This is a genomic window from Phaeobacter sp. NW0010-22 (assembly GCF_040365955.1).
In the GTDB taxonomy this organism is placed as follows: Bacteria; Pseudomonadota; Alphaproteobacteria; order Rhodobacterales; family Rhodobacteraceae; genus OMPR01.
The window spans coordinates 77,047-99,661 of sequence record NZ_BAABWT010000004.1 but is presented as its reverse complement, the minus strand read 5'-3'; the positions used below and the strand labels follow the sequence as shown (position 1 = coordinate 99,661).

The following is a 22,615-nucleotide window of genomic DNA, read 5'->3' as shown; positions in this document are numbered from 1 at the left end:
AGACCCGGAGAGGCCAGGAAGTGCCAAAAAACGACAGTCCTGCCGTCTCGGCCTGGGATATTGCACTTGCGCTGGTGCTTTTGACCCGCTTGCCCCTACCGGAATTGCCAAGTCGCGTGTTTACCCGGCAATCCAACGCATCCTGGGCATTTCCTTTGGTGGGCCTTGTCATTAGTGCGATGGCCTGTTTAGTGGGCTGGATTTTAAGCGGGCTCAACCAACCACCGCCCGTCAGCGCGGCTATCGTACTAACCCTTTTAATTGTCACCACCGGCGCAATGCACGAGGATGGGCTGGCCGACACCGCCGATGGATTGTGGGGCGGATTTACCCGTGAACGGCGGCTGGAAATCATGAAGGACAGTCATATCGGCACCTATGGTGTTTTGGCGCTGATCCTGAGTCAGCTGCTACGATGGGCGCTGATTACCGCCTTGATCACGACAGGCATGTTTCTGGCTTTGATCGCTGCCGCTGTATGGTCCCGCGCCTTGATGCCGGTGATGATGGCAGCTCTACCCAATGCTCGGAAATCAGGGCTTAGTCATGGGGTTGGCGCACCAACGAAGAAAACCTGTATCGGCGGTTTGCTCCTGGCTTTGGGGATAAATGGCGTTCTTATTGGCTCAGGCAGTCTGATGCCTGCTGCCATTTCCGTATTACTGTTCATTGGACTAGCTCTGATTGCAAAGGCAAAAATTGGCGGTCAAACCGGTGATATTCTTGGGGCAACGCAGCAGATAACCGAGATTTCATTCCTGATGACCATATTAGCCGTCACCTAACTCACGCCACCTGTCTCAATCTTCAGCAAACCACCACAGTGCTTGCAATGAACCGCATCTGGATCGTGTCGAAACAAGCCGCAGTCCCGGCATTTATGGCGCACCTTTTGCGGCATAAAAATCGCCTGAGCCAGACGGACAAACAACGCCACCCCCACCACCATGATGAAGACCGAAAACAGCTTTCCGCCCGGCGTTACTAAGGTGACATCCCCGAAACCAGTGGTCGTTAGGGTCGCCATCGTGAAATACAGCGCGTCAATATAGGGAGTTTGACTTACTTCTGGGTCAATGAAGAAAACTAGAACCGCAGTGGTGGTTGCAAACACAAAGACCAGTAGATTGATCGATGCAATAACGGCGTCCTCATGGGTGCGAAAAAAATGGCTATCCCGGCGAAGATCCCGCAGCAAATGATACGAATGGATCAAGCGCAATCCGCGCAAAATACGCAAAAAGGCAAGGTTTCCGGTCAAAAACGGATCCAGAAACAACGATACAATCACAATAATATCAGCAATCGTATAAATCTGTTTCAGCAGTTCAAGGCGGTGTTTCGAAATCCAAAGGCGGGCCGAAAAATCACACAAAATGACGATGCCAACGAGGAAACTTATCAAGTTCATCCCTGGGCCATGCTCAAGATGAGCCGTGCCAACCAAAAACAGGATCGTCAATGCATCAAACAGGATCAGCGCATAACGGAAATGAACAGAGACAGACCCTTTGCCAAGGTACAGTCCCCTAACCAGATTTTTGAATGTGGCCATTCCAAACCCCGTTCCGCCAACAATATCTAAGCGCAGAAAAAGGTTAAGATGCAAGCCTGCATAACTGACAGGTACATTTAGGATGAAACGATAAAGGCCGCCCCAAACAGGAGCGGCCATAATTCAGCATTGCAACCTATGATCAGGCGGCGGCTGGTGCCACGCGTGAAGCCAGTACATCACCAACTTGTTTCGCCGCCAAGATTTCATCGCCACCGGATACGGCAGCAACTTCGCGGGTCAATCGCTCCAACGCGGCTTCGTAAAGCTGACGCTCGGAATAGCTTTGCTCGCGCTGGTCATCGGTGCGGTGCAAGTCACGAACCACTTCGGCAATTGCAATCAAATCGCCCGAGTTGATTTTCTGTTCGTATTCCTGCGCCCGACGCGACCACATTGCGCGCTTCACCTTGGCCTTGCCCTTTAGTGTCTTCATCGCCTGATTGATCACATCTGGCGAGCTGAGGCTGCGCATCCCAATTTCGGTTGCCTTGTTTGTTGGCACCCGCAGGGTCATCTTGTCTTTCTCGAACGAAATCACGAACAGCTCAAGCGCATAGCCGGCGACTTCCTGCTCTTCAACAGAAATGATTTGTCCGACTCCGTGCGCCGGGTAAACCACATAATCGTTGGGACGAAAGTCGAGCTTCTTCGATTTTGACATTCAGATCTTTCCTTGCTTCGAGTCGGGTGCAAACGACAAAAATTCCACATGCAGGAGAACATTTCCCCCGGCAGGCGGTACGATTATCAATAAGTCTAACGCTCCAAAGTGAGCAGACTGTTGGAGCACATCCCGATCGTTAACATCATGTAGAGGAGTATATTAGCACAAAAATAGGTGGTCCGAAAGCCGACCTAAGGTTAACTTTCGGATATATCTTTGCTTTCAGCACCTTATCCACAGCATTTCATCTGCAAAAAGCCGAAGTTGAAAACGAATCGCTTAACCGCCTTCGCCCGGCGCCTCAGAGAAATACTTCTCCATCTTGCCCTCTTCACCGTCACGCTCTTCGTGACCTGGCATTGGCTCTTTCTTGGTGACGATAACCGGCCACAGCTCGGAATACTTCCGATTGAAATCAACCCACTTGTCCATCCCGGGCTCGGTATCCGGGCGAATTGCATCCGCCGGGCATTCCGGTTCGCACACGCCACAGTCGATACATTCGTCCGGGTGAATGACCAGAGTGTTTTCACCTTCGTAAAAACAATCTACCGGACAAACCTCGACACAGTCGGTGTATTTGCAGGCAATACAGTTATCAGTGACGACATAGGTCATGGTTTGCTTTCCACTTACGCTTTGGACGACTAGCTAAATCAGCGCGGCCTTTTCTTCAAGGGATGATCACAGGTCAGACCTGCGAGAAAGATCAAGCGCGCGCCTTTCACGTTTGGACGGGCGACCTTTTCCCTCATATTTGGGATTGTCGGGTTTCTTTTCCCGTTTTTCTGTCAAATCATCGAATAACGTTTGCGCCTCTGGGGCCGGTCCACGTCGTTCCCCCAACGCAACAACACGTACAACACGCACATCATGACCTTGGGCAAAGGTCAAAACGTCTCCGGGCCCCACCGCGAAAGCAGGTTTAAGGGCCCGGTTTCCATTTACACGCACATGCCCCGCACCGACTTGTTTGGCTGCCAGGCTCCGGGTCTTAAAGAACCGGGCCTGCCAAAGCCATTTATCAAGTCTGAGTTTCGGCTGAGCCTCGCTCATCGACGATTACTTACCGTCTTTAAGACCCATCAGCGCTGCTGCAAACGGGTTATCAGGATCGATCTTTTTCTCTGGACGCGTAGGACGGGACGAGAAGGTTTTTGCACCCTGTTGCGGGCGCCCACCTTTTTTGCCCTGTGGTTTGCCACGGCCACCGTCTTGTTGACCCTTACCGCGCGGCTTGCCTTTCCCTTGCGGGCGAGCGCCATCGGTCTGATCACGACGTGGACCCCGGTTTGCCGGACGGTTCACACGACCCCAAGTGAAGGTGTAGAACACCTCCATTTCAGCGGCTGCCTCATCAGATGGCGCTTCTGCAGCGTCACTTGCTGCTTCAGCGGGGGCTGGTTCGGCGGCTGCCTCTGCGACTTCAGCGGCCACTGTTTCAGCAGGCGCTTCAGCTTGCGCAGCAATGTCAACTTCGGGCGTGGCATCAACGGTAGATGTCGCCGTTTCCGCAGCAGCTTTGACTTTTGCCCGCTCACCTTTTTCGGCTTTGTAGCCAAGACCCTGCATCAGCTCAACGAACTGCTCCAGAGTCATACCAGTTATCGACAGCATGTCAGCCTTGGCTTCAAATCCACCACGGCTATCTTCGGACCGTAGCATGTCAGCAAGGCGTTCAAGCATATCAATCCGAATCGACCGATCACCGGCATCCCGATACCCGCTCATGGTGTCATACCCTTGAGGCGCGTCCTTGATGGCTGGAACCGTAACCAAGCCCGGAGGCGGTGCTTCGGGAAATTCCTGAAGCCCCTGCGCCAAAGACCACAACACCAGACGCAAACGTGTCGGCGCTGGTTTCAGCAGCAATGGCATAAAAATCGTGAATTGGCCAAACCGGATACCATGCTTACGCAAAGCACCACGTGCGTCCTGATCCAGATCTTTCACCTCTTGCGCGACAGCGACACGCGGCAAAATGCCAAGCGCTTCGACCATACGGAAGGCAAAACCGCGGGCCAGCCCGCTCAGCTCTTCATCGCGCTGAAGGTTGGTCAGCGGCTCAAACAGCGCGGCAACCTTACGATCAATGAAGTGTTGCAGGCGGCGTTGCACTTTTTGCGCAACATCAGGGCCTGCAGCTTCATCAACAAACACTTCAACCATCGGTTTGAGCGGCTCAGCACCCGCGACCAACTTACCAACAGCGTGTTCGCCCCACATGAGGCCACCCTGTTCAGTATAATCGATCTCGGTATCTGGTGCGTTATAAAACCGATCTGCGCGCAGATGGAACTGCGGCGCGAGGGCTTGGAGCGATGCGCTTTTCAACGCTTTCGCCTCAGCACCCTGAGCGCTTTTGTCCGGCGAGAACCGGAACCCTTCGAGACGACCAACGAATTCTCCTTCGACGGTCACTTCACCCTTGTCATTCACTTCGGCCAAAAGGGCCTCCTTCTGTTTGAGCCGGCGCAAGAGCACGGATGTGCGCCGGTCCACAAATCGCTGGGTCAAGCGCTCGTGCAGCGCATCTGACACTCGGTCTTCTACAGCGCGCGTTTCCCCGCGCCAATGGTTTTCGTCCTTAACCCACCCACGACGTTGCGCGACATATGTCCACGTCCGAATATAGGCTAATCTCTTACTAAGTGCATCAATATCACCATCAGTACGGTCAATTCGCTTAATTTGACGCGCCAACCAATCATCAGGTAGCGCGCCATTCTGGTGAAGGTAGTTAAAAATCACCTCAAGTAAGTTTGCATGCTCCGAATGGCTGATTCCACGAAAGTCAGGGATTCGGCACACATCCCACAACAGGCGCACCGACTCACCATCGCTGGCACGCGCCATCACTTCAGGAATTTGCGATAAGGTCTTGAGCGTATTCAGGTCATCTGCGGGCCTAGCTTTAAGCAGATTTTCGTTATCTGGGCTTTCCTCAAGCGCGTGGATCAATGCATCCACCGTGCCAAATCGCAAAGCCGCATTCCGCCAGTTGAGTTTTTTCAACGGCGTAAACCGATGCTCCATGATTGCCTGCGCCATACCTTCGTCAAGCGGAGGCGCCTCACCCGTCACTCCAAACGATCCATGCGACATCCCGCGCCCCGCGCGACCCGCAATCTGCGCCAACTCATTCGGGGCCAAAGCTCGCATTCGACGCCCATCAAATTTGGTTAGCGAAGAAAAAGCAACGTGGTCGATATCTAGGTTGAGACCCATCCCAATGGCATCTGTAGCCACCAGATAATCGACCTCACCATTTTGATACAATTCGACCTGCGCATTCCGAGTTCTGGGGCTAAGCGCCCCCATAACCACGGCGGCACCACCCTTTTGGCGGCGCAATAGCTCAGCAATCGCATACACATTCTCAACCGAAAACCCTACAATTGCACTACGGGGCGGCATTCTGCTTATCTTTTTCGAACCGCCATAGACCAATTCAGACATTCGTTCTCTACGCACGAATTGTGCTTCAGGAACCAGTGCTTGAATGGGGCCACGCATAGTCTCCGCGCCCATGAATATGGTTTCGAGCAACCCACGCGAACGCAACAACCGATCCGTAAACACATGCCCCCGCTCAGGATCAGCGCAAAGCTGAATCTCGTCGACCGCAACAAAATCTGCGCCCATCCCTTCGGGCATCGCCTCAACTGTGCACACCCAATACTTGGTCCTGGGGGGCACGATCCGCTCTTCCCCCGTGACCAAGGCCACAACGGAAGGACCACGTATCGCAACGATTTTATCATAGACCTCGCGGGCAAGCAGTCGCAATGGCAGGCCGATGATGCCGGTCCGATGACCCAACATCCGATCAATCGCGTAATGCGTTTTGCCTGTATTGGTCGGGCCTAACACGGCCACGATTCGGGAAGGTGTGCTCATCTTTGCCTCTGCCCCTTACTTTAGGACTTTAGAGTGACTGTCCCCGGACGCCGGACTTCAGTCGTTTTACCGCAGTGGTTACTTGCTCATGATGGGGATGTATAGACAGAGCTCGCTGATAGATTTCATAGGCACGTTCAGGCCGATCCAGTGCTTCAAATATCTGTCCCAACCCAAAAATGGCATTGTAATTGTGAGCATTCAAAGCAAGCGATCGCTCAAGATCCGTCAGGGCCACCCCGAAAAGGTCCGATGCATAAAAAGCGGAAGCCCGGGCGTGCCACCCTTCGGCAAAGCCAGGTGCGTGATCTGTCAAGGCCGTGAGGTGCTCAATCGCAGCAGGCATATTGCCTGCCTCCAGTGCATCCCGCCCGCGTTCCAAAAGCAAATCTGCCGACACGGACCCTGATTTTGCCCACAGCGCCTGTAGTTGCCGATCCAAATGCCGTGCCTCGTCCGGCCCGGCCTGAGACAGCGCTGATAACAACGCGTTTTCATCTGTCGAATCAGCCTCTTGGGCATGTCCAGTTCCGGAAAACATGACTATCGCTGCAATTGCCGCGACGATACCTTTGAGATTAGGGTTTGCAATGCTCATAACAAGAGTCAGTGTAGCGTGGTGCAAAGCATTGTCCAATGCCTGTACCCAGAGAAACATGAGGGAAACCATGAGCGATATTCTTGAACAGGCTGCGGCCGAAATGAATGACAAACTGTCCGGCGGCGGATTTGACGGTTCTGCCAAATTCGCAATCGCGGATCTGGGTGCCATTGTTCTGGATGCCGACGGCGCGCGCGTCAGCGACGACGAAACCGATGTCACCCTGAGCGCCGATGCAGAAACATTCCAAAGCATCATTTCCGGCGAGCTCAACCCTACCAGCGCCTTTATGACAGGCAAGCTGGCCGTGGACGGAGATATGGGTATCGCGATGAAACTGGCGTCGGTGCTGGCCTGATGACGATTTCGCCGGCCCCCCTTTTCGAAGACGTGGCCGGCGGTCCCGCCGGTGGAACGGCCCATTGGGTAACTACATCGGACAACATCCGTATTCGCGTGGCGGCCTGGGCCCCCGAATCTGACGCCAAGGGGGCCGTACTACTGTTCCCCGGACGCACTGAATATATTGAAAAATATGGCTCCACGGCCAAGGAATTCGTTGATCGCGGCTATGCGGTTCTCGCCATTGATTGGCGTGGACAAGGTTTAGCCGACCGGTTGCTCGATGATCCCCGCGTTGGACATGTGGCACATTTCACCGATTTTCAAAAAGATGTTTCAGCCGCGTTGCGGGTCGCGCGCGACATCGATCTCCCCAAACCATGGCACGTTGTGGGCCATTCAATGGGCGGTGCTATTGCGCTGCGCTCTGTCATTGAAGGGCTATCTGTCCAAAGTTGTGCCTTTACCGGGCCGATGTGGGGTATCTACTTTAATCCAGTGATGAAGCAACTTAGCCGTCTCACCACTTATTGGGGTCCAAAATTTGGGCTTGGGCACAAAAACCCGCCAACGACGTCGCTCGAAAGCTATGTGCTCTCGCAAGAATTCGAAGGCAACGTGCTGACACGCGACCCTGACATGTACAAAATGATGCAGGCGCAATTGGAAGCCCACCCAGAGCTTTCTTTAGGTGCTCCATCCACCTATTGGCTAGGTAATGCGTTGGATGAATGCGCCCATTTGGCCACCCGCCCTTCGCCAGATCTGCCCTGTCTCACCTTTCTTGGCACACACGAGCAGATCGTTGATCGAGACGCAGTACGCGCACGCATGCAAAATTGGCCGCGCGGTCAATTGGTCGAAATTCCCGGTGGTGAGCACGAAGTATTGATGGAAGCCGCCGAAGTGCGGAACCCTGTGTTTGACCAACTCATCTCTCTTTTTGCGGGCAATGAACCCAAAGCAGGCTCCACCACCTTTCAACGCAGCGCCTGATATTCAGCTCTGATCAGAAACAGCGGCAAACCAAGAGCACATCGCTTGTGGTGCCCTGTGGAGATGCCTAGATATAGCGCAACAAAGATCACTGATGAGGCTCACATGTTCCAACTTCCCTTTCCTGTCCGCGATGCAAATGCAGGTGGCGGCGCTGATGCTCTGGGTAATTTGCCGGAATGGGACCTGAGCGATCTCTACGCCAGCGAGAGCGCACCTGAGCTCAAACGTGATTTGGATTGGCTGGAACAGGCCTGTGCCTCTTTTGCAGCCGATTTCGAAGGCAATCTGGCGGGACTGGACTCTGCCGGACTGCTCGATTGCGTTCTGCGCAACGAACGGATCAACGCCATCGCGGGCCGGATCATGTCATTTGCCGGTCTGCGTTATTATCAACTGACTACGGACGCCGAGCGGGCAAAATTCATGTCCGACATGCAGGAAAAAATCACGATCTTCACCACCCCGCTGGTGTTTTTCACACTGGAATTAAATCGGATCGACGACGCGGTTTTGGAGACACATTTCGCGTCGAATGTTGATCTTGCCCGGTACAAACCCGTGTTTGACCGCATTCGTGCGATGAAACCCTACCAGCTTAGCGATGAGTTGGAAAAGTTCCTGCATGATTTGGGGGTCGTAGGCGATGCATGGGAACGTCTGTTTGACGAAACCATTGCCGGGCTTGGGTTTGAAGTCGACGGAGAGCCGCTCAACATCGAAGGCACTTTGAATCTACTGACCGACCCCGATCGCAGTAAACGCGAGGCTGCCGCGCGCGAGCTTGCCAGTGTTTTCAGCATGAATATCAAAACCTTCGCACGCGTTCATAACACGCAAGCCAAAGAAAAAGAGATCGTGGATCGTTGGCGCGGCATGCCCACCCCACAAACTGGTCGCCACCTGTCTAACGATGTCGAACCCGAAGTCGTCGAGGCACTGCGCTCGGCCGTTGTTGCCGCCTATCCTAAACTCAGCCACCGGTATTACGAGCTGAAGCGCAAATGGTTGGGTCTGGACGTGATGCAAGTTTGGGATCGCAACGCCCCCTTGCCGCTGGAAGACACCCGCATTGTTGATTGGGCGACCGCCGAAGATACGGTGATGGAGGCTTATAACGCTTTTGATCCGCGTATGGGTGAAATCGCCGCCCCCTTCTTTACCAAGGGCTGGATTGATGCGGCTGTGAAACCCGGCAAAGCCCCCGGCGCGTTTGCACACCCCACCGTCACAGACGTGCACCCCTATGTGATGCTGAATTACTTAGGCAAACCGCGCGACGTGATGACTTTGGCGCATGAACTAGGTCATGGCGTGCATCAGGTGCTGGCCGCAGGTCAGGGCGAGATGTTGTCCTCGACCCCGCTGACGCTGGCCGAAACTGCATCCGTCTTTGGCGAAATGCTGACCTTCCGGAAAATGCTGGACAAAGCCGAAACCAAGGAACAGCGCAAGGTTCTGCTGGCTGGAAAAGTCGAAGACATGATCAACACGGTTGTCCGTCAGATCGCGTTTTATGATTTCGAATGCAAATTGCACGAGGCCCGCGGCCACGGCGAGTTGACCCCGGACGACATCAACCAGATCTGGATGAGCGTTCAAGGCGAAAGCCTTGGCCCCGCATTTGAATTCATGGATGGGTACGAAACCTTCTGGGCCTACATCCCGCACTTTGTTCATTCACCGTTTTACGTTTACGCCTATGCCTTTGGCGACGGGCTCGTGAACGCGCTCTATTCGGTTTACGCCGAGGGCGGCGAGGGTTTCGAAGACAAATACTTCGAAATGCTGAAAGCTGGCGGGTCCAAGCATCACTCCGAACTTCTTGCACCATTTGGCCTAGACGCCTCTGATCCCAAGTTCTGGGACAAGGGCCTCTCGATGATCTCTGGCTTCATTGACGAACTGGAAGCGATGGAAGACTAGTCGGTCGAAAAAGGCAGCGCAGGATTAAACCTGCGCTGCTTATTTGCTCAATACGGCATCGGATGCGCGCGATGGACCATGGTGATCTCGTCCAGAACCTCTTGCGACAGCTCCACATCAACCGATTTCAGGGCGTGCTCCAGTTGTGGCAAAGTTGTTGCCCCAAAAATCGCACTCGCCATAAAGGGTCGCGTCCGACACCAGGCAAGCGCCATGTGGATTGGATCCAATCCATGTCGCGTGGCAATTTCCAGGTAGGCTGCAACCGCGTCATACACCCGATCAGAATGCCGCCCACCCAATTCAGGATTGATCGCCTTTCGCGATCCTTCGGGCACGGCACCGCCCTGATACTTACCAGTCAACAACCCTGTCCCCAACGGGGAAAAAGCCATTAAACCAACATCTTCGTTCATGCTCAGTTCAGCCAGATCGGTATCATACATCCGGCAGAGCAACGAATACTCGTTTTGAATCGTTGCCACGCGCGGCCCTTTGCCCGCTTCGGCCAGCCGCAGCCAGTGGGCCGTGCCCCATGCGCTTTCGTTGGACAGACCAAATGCCCGAATGTTGCCTTTGTCGACTTGTTCCTGCAACGCGCCCAGACACTCTTCCATATTGGCGAGTGTTTCGTCACGATTTTGCCCGGATGGGTCAAAGGTCCAATTCTGCCGAAACATATAGCTGCCCCGATTGGGCCAATGAAACTGATAGAGATCGATGTAATCCGTCTTAAGCCGTTTCAAGGACCCCTCGATCGCCTCCGGGATCGTCTGCGCCGAAATCGGGGCCCCGCCACGGGCATGGGCAAACCCGGCTCCGGAATGCTTGGTCGCAAGGATATAGTCGCCCCGCCGCGCCGCATTGGTGGCATTCCACTTGCCTATGATGGCCTCGGTTCGGCCAACCGTTTCCGCCGAAATCGGGTTCACCGGGTACATTTCAGCGGCATCAACAAAATTGATCCCCGCCGACAAAGACAGATCAATTTGCGCATGCGCCCCTGCTTCGTCTGTCTGGGTGCCGAAGGTCATTGTACCCAAACACAGTTCAGACACCTCTAGGCCTGTTCGGCCCAATGGGTTCATCTTCATGAGAAATCCTTTCGCTCGCGTTGCCGCAAACCCTAGCGGGCCTGTGCCCAAGGGCAAGTCCCCCTTGAGACTGCGTCACATTTCCGGCAGCTTTGCGGAGACTTTAGAGGAGAAAGACATGCCGCAAACCATCACCAAAGGAATCAAGGCGTTGCTGGAGGAAGCCAACGCCGTGGTCGACACCCTGCCCGTGGCACAGGCCAAAGACCTGTTCGAAGACCCTACATACCAATTCATTGATTTGCGTGACATTCGGGAATTGCAACGCAGCGGCATGATCCCCGGCGCGTTTTCCTGCCCACGTGGCATGCTTGAATTCTGGATCGACCCCGACAGCCCCTATCATAAAGAGGTCTTTAATCAGGATAAAACCTATGTCTTCTACTGCGCCAGTGCATGGCGTTCGGCACTGAGTGCCAAGCTTGCCCAAGAAATGGGGCTGACCCCGGTGATGCACCTCGAAGGGGGCTTTGGAGAATGGGCGAAACAGAACGGCCCCGTGGTAGAAAGGTCCAAATAGGTAACGCGGATTGACAACCCGGTGAACAGGGCGAACTTGCCTCCCCTTTTGAACAAACATGGATACTCTGTTGGGCAAGGAGACTTAGATGCTCAACTTATCCCGCCGCTCGGTTCTTTTATCTGTCCTTAGCTTACCCTTGGCGCATCCACTGCTCGCTGCCATGCAACCTTACAAATTGGATGCGCGCAAATCATCCGTCGGCTTTTACTTCAACCTCTCTGGCACAAATCAAAAAGGCACGATGCCTGTCCGTAGTGCCCAGATTAGGATTGACCCAGCAGATCTAACGCGCAGCACGGTTGATGTGTCCGTAGATGTCACTCGCGCCAAAACAAATTTCGTTTTTGCCCGCAATGCTATGTTGGGCGCTGAGGTTTTGGATGCAAAGCAGTTTCCGACAATCCGCTTTGTTTCGACCCGTGTCCAATTGGGAAAAAGTGGCCGCATTTCCGATGGCGCGCGAATAGCGGGTGATTTGACTGTACGCGGTGTGACCCTCCCTATCACGTTGGATGCAGACCTCTATCGTCGCAGAGGCAGTGCATCCGCAGATCTGAGCACCCTCGACATTCGACTTCGGGGGCAAATCAGCCGCAATTCCTTTGGGGCCAGTGGCTACAAAGAACTAGTCAAAGATACCATTACTCTGGATATACGCGCGAAAATCCAGCAGGGTAAATAAAACACAGAAACGGGTCAAAATCGACACCACGCGTCGATAAACGGCTTGCCTCTTTTTTCAAGAGGCTCATTTTGAGACAATTATGCGCCTGATCATTTCGTTTGCCGCCCTGTTCCTGTCTGTCATCCTGCTCCAACTCTCGACTGGAGGGGTGGGACCGTTGGATGCCCTCTCTGGTATTACTCTTGATTTCAGCAACGAGCAGATCGGTTTGCTTGGATCCGCTCACTTTTTCGGCTTCTTTATTGGGTGCTGGTGGGCTCCTCGTTTGATGGGGACTGTTGGCCACTCACGCGCTTTTGCGGTGTGCACCGCTTTGGGTGCTATGGGTTTGATCGGACACACTCTGACAGAAAACCCATATGCGTGGGCTGCGATGCGGATCGCGTCCGGCCTATGCGTTGCAGGGTGTTACACTGTGATCGAAGCCTGGTTGAATGCCAAGGTCACCAATGAAAACCGTGGCCGCGCCATGGGCACCTACCGAATTGTTGATATGGGCGCGTCACTGGCAGCCCAGTTGATTATAGCCGTTCTGCCCCCAGCAAACTACGTGTCGTATAATTTGCTCGCGATTTTGTGCTGTGCGGCCCTATTACCACTAACATTGACGCGGGCAAGCCAGCCTGAAACACCATCAGCCCCGCGTCTACGACCGAAATTGGCCTGGCGTTGTTCCCCTTTGGCTGTCGTAGGGGTGATCGTCGCCGCCCTCAGCTCCGCGTCTTTCCGGATGGTTGGACCTATTTATGGGCAAGAAGTTGGACTGCAAATCGACCAAATTGCCTTTTTCCTAGCGGCTTTTGTCTTTGGTGGTGCTGCTGCGCAATATCCGATGGGGTGGTTGGCTGACAAATATGACCGCCGCTGGGTGTTGATCTGGCTCTCAGTTGCAGCGATTGCAAGTTGCGGCCTTACGATGGTTGCAGGTCATGCTGGTACCATTGGCGTTATGTTAGCTGCTGGCTTCTTTGGCTTTACATCTTTTCCAATTTTCTCAGTTTCGGCCGCACACGCCAACGACTTTGCGACCTCTGAACAACGGGTGGAACTGTCTGCCGCGCTCATGTTCTTTTACGCACTGGGCGCTATCGCCAGCCCCTATGTCGCATCCAATTTGATAGATCTCTACGGCCCCTCCGCGTTGTTTGCATATGTTGCTGTTGGCCACCTGATGCTGATCATATTTGGCCTTACGCGGATGCAAGCGCGTCCCTCGCCCGAGGATCGCACCAACTATGTCTATGCGCCACGCACCTCGTTCACGATTGGTCGCCTGTTAAAACGATCCCGCGAAGGACGCTGACCCGGCGCGCTTATTTCCGCGTGATGGCTCTTTTGCTGGCCCGTCACATGCGATAGACGAGCAAAAAGACAGATACGCGGGTACGGTACGGATATGGCACGGATTCTCATCACCTCGGCGATCCCCTACATCAACGGGATCAAACACCTCGGCAATCTGGTGGGCTCTCAATTGCCTGCCGATCTTTATGCCCGATACAATCGGGGACGCGGGAACGAGGTAATGTTCCTCTGTGCCACCGATGAACATGGCACCCCCGCAGAATTGGCTGCGACCAAGGCTGGTAAACCCGTGGATGAGTTTTGTGCTGAAATGCACGGTATTCAGACGGACATCGCCAATCGTTTTGGCCTGAGTTTTGACCAATTTGGCCGCTCGTCCAGTCCGCAGAACCACAAATTGACCCAGCATTTCGCCGGGAAACTGGCCGAGGCTGGATTGATCCGCGAAGTAAATGAGAAACAGGTATACTCCAACGCAGATGGCAGGTTCCTACCCGATCGCTACATTGAGGGCACCTGCCCCAACTGTGGCTATGACAAAGCCCGCGGCGACCAGTGTGAAAATTGCACCAAACAGTTGGATCCGACTGACCTGATTGATCCCCGGTCTGCTGTGTCCGGCTCCACCGACCTTGAGGTGCGCGACACCAAACATCTGTACCTGTGCCAGTCAAAGATGAAAGACACGTTGGACACTTGGATCGATGGCAAGGCTGACTGGCCGGTGCTGACAACCTCGATCGCGAAGAAGTGGTTGCATGACGGCGACGGGTTGCAGGACCGCGGCATCACCCGCGATCTGGACTGGGGTATTCCAGTCAAAAAAGGCGATCAGGATTGGCCTGGCATGGAAGGCAAGGTTTTCTATGTTTGGTTCGACGCCCCCATCGAATATATCGCTTGCGCAGGCGAATGGGCCGAGGCCAATGGCAAAACCGACGCCGATTGGGAGCGCTGGTGGCGTACAGACAAGGGTGCGGATGATGTGAAATACGTCCAGTTCATGGGCAAAGACAACGTGCCGTTTCACACGCTTAGTTTTCCGTCGACCATCATGGGCTCTAACGAACCCTGGAAACTGGTGGATTACATCAAAAGCTTCAACTACCTGAACTATGACGGTGGCCAGTTCTCGACCTCACAGGGTCGCGGTGTGTTTATGGATCAGGCACTTGATATTCTACCTGCGGATTACTGGCGCTGGTGGTTGCTAAGCCATGCACCCGAAAGCTCGGACAGCGAGTTTACTTGGGACAACTTCCAACAATCCGTGAACAAGGATCTTGCAGATGTTCTTGGCAACTTTGTCAGCCGGATAACCAAGTTCTGCCGCTCTAAGTTTGGTGAATCTGTTCCGGGCGAAGGCGAATATGGTGAGCAGGAACAAGTCCTTATTGCCGATCTAACCATCCGGATCCGGGCCTACGAGGCGCACATGGACGCCATGGAAGTTCGCAAATCAGCGCAAGAACTGCGCGCGATCTGGGTCGCCGGCAATGAATACCTGCAAAGCGCAGCGCCCTGGTCGACATTCAAAACCGATCCAGCAAAAGCTGCAGCCCAAGTACGCTTGGGGCTGAACCTGATCCGCCTCTATGCGGTACTCAGCGCGCCGTTCATTCCCACGGCTTCCGCAAGCATGCTGAGCGCGATGAACACTTTGGACACCAGCTGGCCCGAAGATGTACAGGTAGCCCTAAACGCGCTGCCTGCTGGTCATGACTTTAAAGTGCCCGACGTTCTCTTCGCCAAAATCACAGATGAACAAAGCGAAGAGTGGCAAGCGCGGTTTTCAGGAACCCGCTATTGAGCAAATAATAAGGGCACCAGAAATATCGGTGCCCTTTCATCGTTTTGGATCAGTCTACGATCGGCTGATTCAATACAAACGGCTCGGATGGTGTCACTGGTCCACCTTCGGCCTCACGAACCTCATGCCCAATATCTGAACAGACAGTGTAATTTCCACCTGCACAGGCGGATTTTTGTGATTTCACACTGTCAGGTAAGCTTCGCATTGGATTTGCACACGCAGCCAGCAACACAGGTATCAAAGCACAGAAAAGTACTTTTCCCATTTCAGTCCCCCTTCAAATTTGACGCTATTTTGCGCCAAAACTCGAAAAAAGCCAACTCTTCCATGATCAGAAGCGATGGCAATTGAAACTTTTCGCGAATACTGTTTCGGATAACCCCCAAATAACCAACAACAACCCGCAATCGTTGCTCATTTACGAACAAAACTAACACCCAAGGAATCGAGATTTAGGGCTAATCGCCGAATCCGGGTCTCCTTTGCTCCCTAATAGCAGCGGTTCACAGCCCATGACCTTAGGGTCACCGCTTGAGAAAACTCAAAAATGCGGCCATCCTATTGGAAATACAGCTCGACTCGGCTGCAGCAGCATTCGTGAGATCCGAATGTTGTCAAATAACTTGTAAAACCAATGAGGCGATTTGCATGCCAATCTTTCTTTCTGACTTTTCCGTAGGGCACAGGAATGCTCTAACACGGCTACGCGCCACTGGATTTGCATTGCTATGCGTCGCCTTTGCCACGCCAGCACTTGCTCAGGACGGTTCAGACCAACCTGCTCCAAAAGTTTCCGTTGCTGCAGCCTATTCCAAAGAAATCACCGATGAAGCGGTCTTTATTGGCCGAGGCGAAGCCATTGATAATGTCGACATCGTCGCTCGTGTCAGCGGGTTTCTAGAGGAAAGCGCCGTGGACGACGGCGCATCCGTCACCGATGGGCAATTATTGTTTCGTATCGAACCTGACTTGTATCAAGCGACGCTGGATGCCCGCAAAGCGGATCTTGATAAGGCAGAAGCCAATCTTGAACTCGCCCGGGTCGAATTAACCCGGAAAGAGGAACTTCTAAAACGGGATGCTACACCGGTATCAGAACGTGATATCGCGCGCGCCAACGAACTGGTTGCCGAAGCGCAAGTCAAAGCAGCCCACGCCGCCATTCAACAAGCCGAACTCGATCTCAGCTATACCGAGATCCACGCCCCATTTGATGGGCGCATCGGGCGCGTCAACACCAGCGAAGGTGACGTGGTCGGCCCTAACAACCCTGCTCTGGTGACTTTGGTGCGTGATACCCCCATTTACGTGACATTTTCGCTGAACGAGAAACAATTGGTGGATGTGTTGCAGGAACTGGGTCAGACCAGCGGTTCGCTGGCAGAAAGCGGCAAAAGCCCCGACGTATACCTGCAACTGCCCAATGGCACCCCCCTGAAAGAAGTCGGGCAAATCGTCTTTGTCGACAACCGCATCGATCCACTGACCGGTGCAATCTCTCTGCGGGCTCAATTCGACAATACGGAACAGCTGATCATTGATGGTTCCTTCCTTCATGTACGTATTCAGGCCCTGCAACCGACCAACCGTGTCCTCATCCCGCAGGCTGCTCTGCAACGGGATCAACGCGGTGAATTCGTTTTGCTTGTGAATGATAAACAGATGGTCGAACAACGCTACATCCAAACTGGAGATCCAGTGGACAGCGCCATCATCGTTCTGGATGGGCTGCAAGAAGGCGAAAGCGTCATTGTCGAAGGTCTGCAACGAGTTCGTCCCGGTGTCGCCGTGGATGCCATCGTCGCGACCGGCGGGGAATAATCAATGTTTTCAGCTATTTTCATTAACCGGCCAAAAATGGCAATCGTCATTTCCTTGGTTTTGACGATCATGGGAACGATTGGGTATTTTGCCCTGCCCGTCGCCCAATTCCCTGACATCACCCCCCCTGTGGTCAACGTCACAGCCAATTACACTGGTGCGAGCGCTGAAACCGTCGAAAACGCGGTTGCAGCTCCGATCGAAGCACAGGTAAACGGCGTCGATGACATGATCTATATGACCTCCACGTCTTCGGACAACGGCGGTTATTCCCTTCAGGTCACATTCGAAGTTGGCACCGACCCTGATATTGCGTCAGTTAACGTTCAGAACCGAGTGGCACAGGCGATGGCTTCGCTCCCGTCCGAAGTTACATCGTCTGGCGTTGTGACACAAAAAGCGTCCACCAACATGTTGATGGTTGTGACGCTTACTTCGCCCAACGAAACCTATGACGATGTGTTCCTGTCAAACTATGCCTCAATCAACATCAAAGATGCTTTGGCCCGGGTAGCAGGCGTTGGTAAAGCAGATGTACTGACCGATCTACAATATGCGATGCGTATGTGGATGGATCCAGACAAGATGGCTGGCTTAGGGATTACCCCCGGCGACCTGATCAACGCTATCCGTGAACAAAACCTCGAAGTCTCGGCCGGACAAATTGGCTCTCCTCCGGTGCCAGGCGATCAAACGTTCCAATATACGATCAAAAGCAAGGGCCGATTGGATACGACCGAAGAGTTTGAAAATATCGTCATCCGAACCGGGGATGCAGGTGCCATCGTCAAAGTCAAAGACATTGCCCGGGTCGAACTGGGGGCACAGTTTTATACCGCATCTGGATATTACCAAGGTAACCCCGCGACAGTCATGGGCATCTACCAAGCTCCTGGCGCAAATGCGCTTGCCGTGTCCGAGGCTGTTACTGCAGAACTGGAACGCCTGTCGCGTGCCTTTCCCAGTGATCTTGACTATGAAATTCCGTTCAACACTACCGATTTTGTTGAACAGTCTTTGAATGACGTTGTTTCAACTCTGATGCTTACTTTTGCACTGGTGATTTCAGTGGTTTTCGTCTTTTTGGGATCTTGGCGAGCGACCGTCATTCCAGCAGTTGCCATCCCTGTCTCTTTGATCGGGACCTTTGCATTCTTGTTGGCCTTTGACATGTCGCTCAACACCATTTCCCTGTTCGCGCTTGTTCTGGCCATTGGAATTGTTGTGGATGACGCTATCGTGGTGGTTGAAAACGTCGAACGCCTGATTGCTGACGAGGGCCTCGCCCCAGCTGAAGCAACGCGCAAAGCGATGGGCCAGATCACCGGTCCTGTAATTGCGACAACGCTCGTTCTGTTGGCCGTGTTTGTACCTGTTACCTTTATGCCAGGGATTACCGGACGCCTGTATTCCCAATTTGCAGTCACGATTTCAACTGCTGTTGTGATTTCTTCGATCAACGCCCTAACACTGTCACCGGCCCTCTGTGCGATTGTTCTAAAGGCCCGTTCTGGTCCCCCCAAAGGGATTCTGGCGAAGTTTGAAAACGGTATTTCCGGGGTCCGGTCTGGCTATATGGCGTTTGTAACCAGAATGCTGCGCCTCCCGGTGATTGGGTTGGTTCTAGTTGGAATCTTTGTTGTTGCTACTGGAACCCTTTTTTCGAACACATCCAAAGGCTTTATTCCGTTGGAAGACAACGGATACCTCTTTGTTGACGTTCAACTCCCAGACGCGGCTGCTTTGAACCGAACCGAAAAGGTCACCGCCCGTGTGAACGATCAAATCCGGGCAATTCCGGGTGTCGATAACACAGTTTTGGTCAACGGGTATTCATTGCTGAACGGTGCGGCCCCTAACGCGGCCATGGTTATCGTCGTGTTGGACAACTGGTCTGAGCGAAGCGAGGAAGCACTCAGCGCAGATGGCATTTTGAAACAGATCCTTGGCGTGGCCTATGGCGAAGCAGCGGCCTCGATCGTGGCCTTCAACCCGCCTCCCATTACAGGTTTGGGCATGTCTGCGGGTGTCGAAATGGAAGTCCAGCAAACCGGCGGTGGCACAGCACAGGATCTGTCGGCAGCCGTTGGTTCATTTGTCTATGCCGCCAACCAACGTGAAGAAATCGCCCAATCCTACACTACATTCCGGGCTAACGTTCCGCAGCTTTTCGTGGATCTCGATCGGGAAAAAGCCAAAACGCTGCAAGTCTCCGTGGCCGAGGTGTTCCAAACGATGCAAGCGCATCTAGGATCGTTTTATGTCAACGACTTTAACCTCTATGGTCGTGTCTACCGCGTCATGATTCAAGCTGAAGGCAGCTATCGTGACAAGGTCGAGGACATCTCCAACCTTTATGTCCGCTCAACCAAAGGCGAAATGGTTCAGCTCGGAACCTTAGTGGATGTAGAAAACGTTTTGGGGCCGGTACTGCTCAAACGACATAACCTGTTCCGATCAGCGACCGTGACAGCGGTGCCTGCGGCGGGTCTGTCATCGGGGGATGCCATTCGGGTCATGACGGAAGAATCCGCAACCGCCCTGCCGCCCGGATATGCATTTGAATGGACCGGGACCGCGCAACAACAGCTTAGCTCGGCAGGTTTGGTTCAGGTCATCATGGGACTAGCTGTGTTGTTTGGGTATCTGTTCTTGGTGGCTCAGTACGAAAGCTGGACTATGCCTGTGTCCATTCTGATGTCGGTCATCGTCGCCCTGTTTGGTGCGGTGGCGGCGGTGGCCATCGTTGGCAGTGATATCAATCTCTACACCCAGATCGGGATGATCATGTTGATTGGTCTCGCCTCTAAAAACGCAATTCTCATAGTTGAATTTGCAATGGACCAACGGGCTCAAGGTCTCAGCATCCGCGAAGCTGCTGCCGAAGCTGCGACCCAGCGTTTCCGGGCCGTCATGATGACAGCTTTGTCCTTCTTGTTAGGGGTGGTTCCATTGCTGACGGCAAACGGCGCGGGCGCTGCCAGCCAAAAGGCGATCGGCATTGCAGTCTTTGGCGGGATGCTTGCGGCAACTGTGATTGGTGTGATGCTAGTGCCTGTTCTCTATGCGCTCATGCAGGAACTGCGCGAATGGGTCAAAGGATTCTTCAAAGGCGATTCCCAACCACCGGCGGACCCTTCTACTCCTGCTGAGTAGCGGCCAAACGCAATACCCAAATACTGAAGAACGCCCTGCCTTGTGCGGGGCGTTTTTTTTGCATTAGCCTTGGCTGCCTTCCAGAGGATCTTGCGTTAGACTTGAAATATCCCCCCAGGGGGGATAACATTTTTTCATGACAGAACACACTTCACATCCGAAAATCGTTGCCCGTCTCAAACGGGCCAATGGGCATTTAGCCAGTGTCATCGACATGATAGAACATGGCCGACCCTGCACTGAAATAGCACAACAAATGCACGCGGTTGAAAAAGCAATCACCAACGCCAAACGGGCCTTGATCCACGATCATATCGATCACTGCCTCGACAGTGCAGAACCGGGTGACACCACCGGGTTCAAAGAAATCACACGATACCTGTAGCCCATGTTACGTGTTCTTAAGCATCGCACCTATCTGCACCTCTTCCTCGCTCAGGTGCTGGCCCTCATGGGCACTGGCTTGGCAACTGTCGCCCTCGGATTGTTGGCCTACGATCTTGCAGGGGATCAAGCAGGGTTAGTGCTGGGCACCGCGCTCACCATCAAAATGCTCGCCTACGTCACGCTGGCGCCTATCGCTGCTGCGTTTACAGAAAAACTCAATCGACGCTCCATGCTGGTTGTTCTAGATCTGATCCGCGCAGGCGCTGCGTTCTGCTTATTGTTTGTGGAGGCGATCTGGCAAATCTATGCGTTAATATTTGTGCTACAGGCGTCCTCGGCGGCGTTTACCCCTACTTTTCAGGCAACCATTCCCGATATTCTGCCGGATGAGACAGACTATACAAACGCGTTGTCGCTTTCGCGTCTGGCCTATGATTTGGAAAGTTTGCTCAGCCCTATTCTCGCGGCAGCCCTACTAACGCTCGTGCCGTTTGATACATTGTTCTTAGGGACCGTTCTGGGGTTTTTAGCCTCGGCTATTCTGGTCCGCACCGTATCGTTGCACTCGCCAAAGCCCTCCAAACGGCGAGGCGTTTGGGATCGGACTACGCGCGGGCTGCGGATCTATCTGACAACACCACGGTTACGCGGACTTTTGGCGTTGTGCTTCACACTGTCCATGATCGGCTCCATGGTGCTGGTCAACACCGTGGTTCTAATCCGTGCCACACTTGGATACGGTGACACAGCCGTCGCAGTAACTCTGTGCGGTTTCGGGGCCGGATCCGTGACGACGGCTCTGATGATGCCGCGTATTCTGCAAATCCATTCAGATCGCGCTGCTATGCTCGCAGGGGCCTGGGTCATGTGCCTCGCCGGACTGGGCCTGACTGTCTGGGCATCGGTGATCGGCTTTAGCTTAGCAAGCATCATCACGGCATGGTTTGTGTTGGGAACGGGATTCTCGGCCATTCTGACCCCATCAGGCCGCCTTTTGCGCCGTTCCGCACCTGCAGCAGAGGATCGCCCAGCCCTCTTCGCAGCCCAGTTTACCCTCTCGCATGCCTGCTGGTTGATCGGCTACCCACTGTCCGGTTGGCTGATGTCGCGCATGGATGGGGCAACAACCCTTGGGATACTCACACTAGCTGGTTTTGTGGGTTTGGCCTGTGCCACCCGCCTGTGGCCTACGGCGCCAGTATCTGCTCAATCAGCTCCCTAGGCCACGCTTTCCGCGCAATCCAAATAAACGCAAATGTCACGGTGAAACGCTCAGGCGGGAAAGCTGCTCACATCGCCCCCAGCCCCTCAGCATTGCTCCTTCACAACCGATATCGACACAGGGAATGTTTCTCATAGACATAAACTTTGGTGTCACAGTCGATCCTGCTGTAGCAGTTCAAGAACACAACCAGCCTTTCAGCAACGCGTGTCAGAAACATCTGCCCCCTGATCCGCCTGCGTCACATCAGCTGGAAAAGTTCTATACACGTACGGAGCCATAGAGTTTCCAACGTCGTCTCGTACTAGCCTCCAAACTATTTCTGCGCAGAAACGATTGCCGCTACTTGCTGGTGAACGGTGACCTTTGGTCAGAATGGATCAGTAAGCGGTTGCCAAGAATATTACTTCAATCACTCAGTGTTTTCTGAATGAAATTCGTCTGTTGCACATCTTGAGGCCCACGCTGGCTTAACTGTGCCTTAAGCCAATCGTCTACATGTCTTGGGGAAACTCAAACTTCTGCTCACACGAATAGAGAACCACCGCGAATTGAGATTGCCTGAAAAAGAATGGCCCCGCTAAAAATAGCGGAGCCATGTCCAAAAGTTCGGAATGCGCCA

At 53.7% G+C, this 22,615-nt stretch carries 20 protein-coding genes; 12 read left to right on the top strand and 8 right to left on the bottom strand.

Translation table 11 applies throughout. From position 1 onward, the window contains the following. Positions 1 to 20: 20 nt before the first annotated feature. Positions 21 to 785: an adenosylcobinamide-GDP ribazoletransferase gene (gene cobS, locus ABWV33_RS09860; RefSeq protein WP_353330442.1), complete on the top strand. Its 765-nt coding sequence runs from the start codon at positions 21 to 23 to the stop codon at positions 783 to 785. Here cobS and ABWV33_RS09855 read toward each other — a convergent pair. The 6 genes from ABWV33_RS09855 to ABWV33_RS09830 form a co-directional block, all read right to left on the bottom strand. Then, positions 782 to 1,555 (bottom strand): potassium channel family protein, encoded by a 774-nt coding sequence (locus ABWV33_RS09855; protein WP_113824686.1) that lies wholly within the window; start codon positions 1,553 to 1,555, stop codon positions 782 to 784. The two genes, cobS and ABWV33_RS09855, sit on opposite strands and share 4 nt — an antisense overlap. 142 nt (positions 1,556 to 1,697) lie before the next feature. Continuing rightward, a complete protein-coding gene (locus ABWV33_RS09850; protein ID WP_121996900.1) occupies positions 1,698 to 2,219 on the bottom strand; it encodes a CarD family transcriptional regulator in 522 nt (173 codons plus the stop codon). Positions 2,220 to 2,501: 282 nt separating this feature from the next. Continuing rightward, the gene (fdxA, locus tag ABWV33_RS09845; protein ID WP_113824617.1) at positions 2,502 to 2,840 is read right to left on the bottom strand and encodes a ferredoxin FdxA; all 339 of its coding nucleotides are present in this window, start codon (positions 2,838 to 2,840) and stop codon (positions 2,502 to 2,504) included. A gap of 66 nt (positions 2,841 to 2,906) precedes the next feature. Continuing rightward, the gene (locus ABWV33_RS09840) at positions 2,907 to 3,278 is read right to left on the bottom strand and encodes an RNA-binding S4 domain-containing protein (protein WP_113824618.1); all 372 of its coding nucleotides are present in this window, start codon (positions 3,276 to 3,278) and stop codon (positions 2,907 to 2,909) included. Positions 3,279 to 3,284: 6 nt separating this feature from the next. Next, entirely contained in the window at positions 3,285 to 6,122 is a 2,838-nt protein-coding gene (locus ABWV33_RS09835) for a helicase-related protein (protein WP_353330439.1), read from the bottom strand. Between the two features lie 28 nt (positions 6,123 to 6,150). After that, positions 6,151 to 6,720 carry a tetratricopeptide repeat protein gene (locus ABWV33_RS09830; RefSeq protein WP_353330919.1) on the bottom strand — a complete coding sequence of 190 codons (570 nt, stop codon included), beginning with the start codon at positions 6,718 to 6,720 and terminating at the stop codon, positions 6,151 to 6,153. Positions 6,721 to 6,790: 70 nt separating this feature from the next. Here ABWV33_RS09830 and ABWV33_RS09825 point away from each other — a divergent pair, with 70 nt between their 5' ends. The 3 genes from ABWV33_RS09825 to ABWV33_RS09815 all read left to right on the top strand — a co-directional run bounded on the left by ABWV33_RS09825 (position 6,791) and on the right by ABWV33_RS09815 (position 9,987). Next, positions 6,791 to 7,081 (top strand): SCP2 sterol-binding domain-containing protein, encoded by a 291-nt coding sequence (locus tag ABWV33_RS09825; RefSeq protein WP_113824620.1) that lies wholly within the window; start codon positions 6,791 to 6,793, stop codon positions 7,079 to 7,081. Continuing rightward, on the top strand, positions 7,081 to 8,061 hold the full coding sequence (locus ABWV33_RS09820; RefSeq protein ID WP_121996896.1) for an alpha/beta hydrolase: 981 nt from the start codon (positions 7,081 to 7,083) through the stop codon (positions 8,059 to 8,061). Before ABWV33_RS09825 ends, ABWV33_RS09820 begins: the two co-directional genes overlap by 1 nt. A gap of 105 nt (positions 8,062 to 8,166) precedes the next feature. Beyond that, positions 8,167 to 9,987, top strand: coding sequence for a M3 family oligoendopeptidase (locus ABWV33_RS09815; RefSeq protein WP_353330436.1), 1,821 nt, complete (start codon positions 8,167 to 8,169; stop codon positions 9,985 to 9,987). Positions 9,988 to 10,034: 47 nt separating this feature from the next. On the opposite strand, the gene ABWV33_RS09810 is transcribed toward ABWV33_RS09815, so the two are convergent. After that, positions 10,035 to 11,081: an aldo/keto reductase gene (locus ABWV33_RS09810; RefSeq protein WP_353330434.1), complete on the bottom strand. Its 1,047-nt coding sequence runs from the start codon at positions 11,079 to 11,081 to the stop codon at positions 10,035 to 10,037. Positions 11,082 to 11,199: 118 nt separating this feature from the next. On the opposite strand from ABWV33_RS09810, the gene ABWV33_RS09805 reads away from it, so the two are divergent. From ABWV33_RS09805 to metG, 4 genes are all read left to right on the top strand, one after another. Further along, positions 11,200 to 11,601, top strand: coding sequence for a rhodanese-like domain-containing protein (locus ABWV33_RS09805; protein ID WP_353330432.1), 402 nt, complete (start codon positions 11,200 to 11,202; stop codon positions 11,599 to 11,601). 88 nt (positions 11,602 to 11,689) lie between these two features. Further along, positions 11,690 to 12,286, top strand: a complete 597-nt coding sequence (locus tag ABWV33_RS09800) for a YceI family protein (RefSeq protein WP_353330430.1) — start codon at positions 11,690 to 11,692, stop codon at positions 12,284 to 12,286. A gap of 82 nt (positions 12,287 to 12,368) precedes the next feature. After that, complete coding sequence (locus tag ABWV33_RS09795) at positions 12,369 to 13,592, top strand: MFS transporter (protein WP_113824626.1); 1,224 nt, start codon at positions 12,369 to 12,371, stop codon at positions 13,590 to 13,592. Between the two features lie 93 nt (positions 13,593 to 13,685). Continuing rightward, entirely contained in the window at positions 13,686 to 15,404 is a 1,719-nt protein-coding gene (gene metG / locus ABWV33_RS09790; RefSeq protein ID WP_353330428.1) for a methionine--tRNA ligase, read from the top strand. Positions 15,405 to 15,453: 49 nt separating this feature from the next. Here the strand turns inward: metG and ABWV33_RS09785 are convergent, their stop codons facing one another. Beyond that, on the bottom strand, positions 15,454 to 15,672 hold the full coding sequence (locus tag ABWV33_RS09785) for a hypothetical protein (protein WP_113824628.1): 219 nt from the start codon (positions 15,670 to 15,672) through the stop codon (positions 15,454 to 15,456). A 383-nt stretch (positions 15,673 to 16,055) separates the two neighbouring features. On the opposite strand from ABWV33_RS09785, the gene ABWV33_RS09780 reads away from it, so the two are divergent. The 4 genes from ABWV33_RS09780 (at position 16,056) to ABWV33_RS09765 (ending at position 21,993) form a co-directional block, all read left to right on the top strand. Beyond that, positions 16,056 to 17,228, top strand: coding sequence for an efflux RND transporter periplasmic adaptor subunit (locus ABWV33_RS09780; protein ID WP_353330425.1), 1,173 nt, complete (start codon positions 16,056 to 16,058; stop codon positions 17,226 to 17,228). A gap of 3 nt (positions 17,229 to 17,231) precedes the next feature. After that, a complete protein-coding gene (locus ABWV33_RS09775) occupies positions 17,232 to 20,384 on the top strand; it encodes an efflux RND transporter permease subunit (RefSeq protein ID WP_113824630.1) in 3,153 nt (1,050 codons plus the stop codon). Between the two features lie 136 nt (positions 20,385 to 20,520). Further along, positions 20,521 to 20,769: a metal-sensing transcriptional repressor gene (locus ABWV33_RS09770; RefSeq protein ID WP_353330423.1), complete on the top strand. Its 249-nt coding sequence runs from the start codon at positions 20,521 to 20,523 to the stop codon at positions 20,767 to 20,769. 3 nt (positions 20,770 to 20,772) lie between these two features. After that, a complete protein-coding gene (locus tag ABWV33_RS09765) occupies positions 20,773 to 21,993 on the top strand; it encodes an MFS transporter (RefSeq protein ID WP_353330421.1) in 1,221 nt (406 codons plus the stop codon). Positions 21,994 to 22,615: the final 622 nt, after the last annotated feature.